Origin of the sequence: Candidatus Erwinia dacicola (assembly GCF_001756855.1) — a bacterium.
GTDB lineage: Bacteria > Pseudomonadota > Gammaproteobacteria > Enterobacterales > Enterobacteriaceae > Erwinia > Erwinia dacicola.
Map to the genome: position 1 here is coordinate 1 of NZ_MAYS01000454.1, position 3822 is coordinate 3822.

The 3822-nt window shown below is 54.9% G+C and carries 1 protein-coding gene and 2 pseudogenes; 2 read left to right on the plus strand and 1 reads right to left on the minus strand.

Annotated elements, in window-relative coordinates:
* A pseudogene (locus BBW68_RS12180) lies at positions 1–442 on the plus strand (transposase); the annotation flags it as partial.
* Positions 443–1255: 813 nt separating this feature from the next.
* Positions 1256–3280, plus strand: a complete 2025-nt coding sequence (gene uvrB / locus BBW68_RS12185) for an excinuclease ABC subunit UvrB (RefSeq protein WP_070135572.1) — start codon at positions 1256–1258, stop codon at positions 3278–3280.
* A gap of 77 nt (positions 3281–3357) precedes the next feature.
* Here the strand turns inward: uvrB and BBW68_RS12190 are convergent.
* Positions 3358–3822, minus strand: a pseudogene (locus tag BBW68_RS12190) (gluconeogenesis factor YvcK family protein); the annotation flags it as partial.

Below are 3822 nucleotides of genomic sequence, written 5' to 3' on the forward strand. Positions count from 1 at the left end.
TGCTGGGGCGAGTCAGCAGAGCCAGCCAGTCGGTTGTCTGTGCCGCGTTGCAACAGGTGTTCGTGCAGACGGAGGAACAAAACGCCCATGCCACCTGGCGCGAGGTCGCAGCCCAGCTGGAAAAGAACTTCCCGGCAGTCACAGAGATGATGGACGAAGCGGAGGCGGAGGGGCTGGCGTACTTCGGGTTCCCGGGAGCGCACCGGGTGAAAATCCACTCCACGAACACGCTGGAGCGCCTGAATAAAGAGGTGAAGCGGCGTTCCCACGTGGTGGGTATCTTCCCAACGAAGAGAGCATAACCCGGCTTCTGGGGGCGGTGCTGACGGAGCAGAACGAAGAATGGCTGTTGCAGAACCGCTACCTGCCGCAGCACAGCATGGCGGAGATAGAGCAGACCGCTGAAAACGATGTGATCGAGGCGCTGCCACTCAGCGCTTAACAGACATATTACCGGACCGGAAGGCTGGATCTGAATTTACACCACCTTGACGGACTCGACCGGTAAATGTCGGAAAAAAGCTAAAAAGACACAAGGTGATGACATTTATCAGCAGTTATTGGTCAGCGCGGCTAAACAATTTCCTCTAGTAAGCAGCATGCTGCACCGGACCAGTGCCGCGGGTTAATCATTTGTGGTGCAACTACCACGCGAAATGGCAGTGAGCGTGAGGCAGGGAGAGTCAAACGCGCCGGGCTGACGCAATATGCGGTGCATAACTTGCCCAATGGCAGGCAGAATCCGCCTTGGCGGGGGTGAAAATAAAGCAAAAAATATTTGGTGAGGCGATCGCAGCGTGGGGACGATTTATACACATCAGATGCCTCAAGCACTGAAGACAGTTATCCACTATTCCTGTGGATAACCTTGTGTATTAGAGTGTAAAAACCTGCGCAAGGCGAGAGCGGACGTGGCTTGCGCTCGGGTTGATGCGAAACTCAGCTTATTCATATAGAAGATAAAAATCAATTAGTTAATTAAAGTCAAGCCACTGAAATATTCTTGATAGGCACTTGGTCAGATTTGTCAGCAGGCTATTGACAAATATTAAAAACGTAAAGCATTTGGGGATAACCTTGGCGCGAATTTTGCGCATTCATTTGCGCAACGGGCGGCAAAAATGCACAGCTGCTATTTTCTGAAGCATCATGCAAACACCTGTGATTTTATCCAGTCTTTTTTGCTAGCAAAATCTTCAGGGCAGAGTAGAATTAGAGTCCGGTTTGCGCACTTCATCTTTTAGGTAGCCCTTCAATGAGCAAAGTCTTTAAACTCAACTCCGATTTCAAACCTTCTGGCGATCAGCCCGAGGCGATTCGACGCCTTGAAGAGGGGCTGGAAGATGGTCTTGCCCATCAGACGCTGTTGGGCGTGACTGGATCCGGTAAAACCTTTACCGTCGCCAACGTGATTGCCGACTTGAATCGCCCGACCATGGTGCTGGCCCCTAACAAGACGCTGGCGGCGCAGCTGTACGGCGAGATGAAAGAGTTTTTCCCTGATAATGCCGTGGAATACTTTGTCTCGTATTACGACTACTACCAGCCGGAAGCCTATGTGCCCAGCTCCGACACCTTTATTGAGAAAGATGCCTCCGTTAACGAACATATCGAGCAAATGCGTCTTTCCGCCACGAAAGCCCTGCTGGAGCGGCGCGATGTTATTGTGGTCTCCTCCGTTTCTGCGATTTACGGCCTTGGCGACCCCGACCTCTATCTCAAAATGATGCTGCACCTGACGCGCGGTATGGTGATTGACCAGCGCGCCATCCTGCGCCGCTTGGCGGAGCTGCAGTACACGCGCAACGACCAAGCGTTCCAGCGCGGAACGTTCCGCGTGCGCGGGGAGGTGATAGACATCTTCCCGGCAGAGTTGGACGACTGCGCGCTGCGCGTCGAGCTGTTTGATGAAGAGGTTGAGCGGCTCTCCATTTTCGACCCGCTGACCGGGCAGATTGAGTCGGTGATTCCGCGTTATACCATCTACCCGAAAACGCACTACGTCACGCCGCGTGAGCGTATTGTGCAGGCGATGGAAGATATTAAGGTTGAGCTGGCGGAGCGCAAAAAGGTGCTGCTAGAAAACAACAAGCTGCTGGAAGAGCAGCGCATCAGCCAACGCACCCAGTTTGACCTCGAAATGATGAACGAGCTGGGTTACTGCTCCGGTATCGAGAACTACTCTCGCTACCTCTCCGGGCGCGGTCTTGGCGAAGCACCGCCCACGCTGTTTGACTATCTGCCTGCCGATGGACTGCTGGTGATTGACGAATCTCACGTCACCATTCCGCAGATTGGAGGGATGTACAAAGGCGACCGCTCGCGCAAAGAGACGCTGGTCGAGTATGGCTTTCGCCTGCCGTCAGCGCTGGACAACCGCCCGATGAAATTTGAAGAGTTTGAGGCGCTGGTGCCGCAGACGATTTACGTCTCCGCCACGCCGGGCAATTATGAGCTGGAGAAATCCGGCGGCGATTTAATTGATCAGGTGGTGCGCCCAACCGGTCTGCTCGACCCGATTGTCGAAGTGCGTCCGATGGGCACCCAAGTGGATGACCTGCTGTCGGAGATCCGCAAGCGAGTGCAGATTAACGAGCGCGTGCTGGTCACGGTGCTGACCAAACGTATGGCGGAAGATTTAACCGAATACCTGACGGAGCATGGCGAGCGCGTGCGTTATCTGCATTCGGATATTGATACCGTTGAGCGTATCGAGATTATCCGCGATTTGCGCCTCGGTAGATTTGACGTGCTGGTGGGGATTAACCTGCTGCGAGAAGGGCTGGATATGCCGGAAGTGTCGCTGGTGGCGATCCTCGACGCTGATAAAGAGGGATTCCTGCGCTCCGAACGCTCGCTGATTCAGACCATTGGACGTGCCGCACGTAACCTTAACGGTAAAGCAATTCTCTACGGCGATAAGATTACCCCGTCGATGGAGCGCGCCATCGGTGAAACCGAGCGTCGCCGCGAGAAGCAGGAGCAGTACAACAGCGAAAACGGCATTGTGCCGCAGGGGCTGAACAAGAAAATTGCCGATATTCTCGAGCTGGGGCAGGGGCTGGCGAATAGCAAGGCTAAGCCGCGCAACATGAAAGGTAAGAGCTTGGTGGAAGATGATGCGACCTATATCGATCTGTCGCCAGCCGGGTTGCAGAAGCGCATTCACCAGCTGGAAGCGCAGATGCAGCAGCACGCACAGAATCTGGAGTTTGAAGAGGCCGCCCATGTCCGCAACCAGCTGCACCAAGTGCGCGAGCTGTTTATCGCTGCATCGTAACAGGCTGCGCCGGTTTTCGTAGGGGTCAGGCATGCCTCATCCCTGCGCGATAACACGCCATTTTCGTTTTGACAGGGCTACACCATCGCCTGCACCGCGTGCTCCAGCGCTAGGCGCAGCAGCTGAAGGTCGTGCGGATAGGGAATATCCCCTGCCTCCAGCGGCTCCTAAATTACCATACGGTCGCTCAGATGGCTGCTGTCAACTTTCGGTCTCAATACTAGAGCATCAATCACCCGTTTACCAATCGCCTTCTCCATTATCGCCAGCTTACCCACCACCGTCAGCTGCGCCGCTGTCGGGCTGAGCTTTTTGCCAAGATTACCGATAAAGACCATCATCGCCGGGGTACGGCGCAGCGCTTTGGCGATTTCCGGCAGCAGCAGCACCGGCATCAGACTGGTATAGAAACTGCCGGGCTAATCAGGATCAGGTCGGCTTCGCCAATCGCTTCCACCGCTTCACGCTTGGCTCTGACGGCAGGGGAGAGCATCAGCTCCTGTGGCGGCTGGGTCTCGCCGTAAACTAGGCTGTGTCCCTTA

What these genes read in the sequence shown, in the direction of transcription:
- uvrB (WP_070135572.1), top strand. Translation starts at nt 1,256, where the DNA reads ATGAGCAAAGTCTTTAAACTCAACTCCGATTTCAAACCTTCTGGCGAT.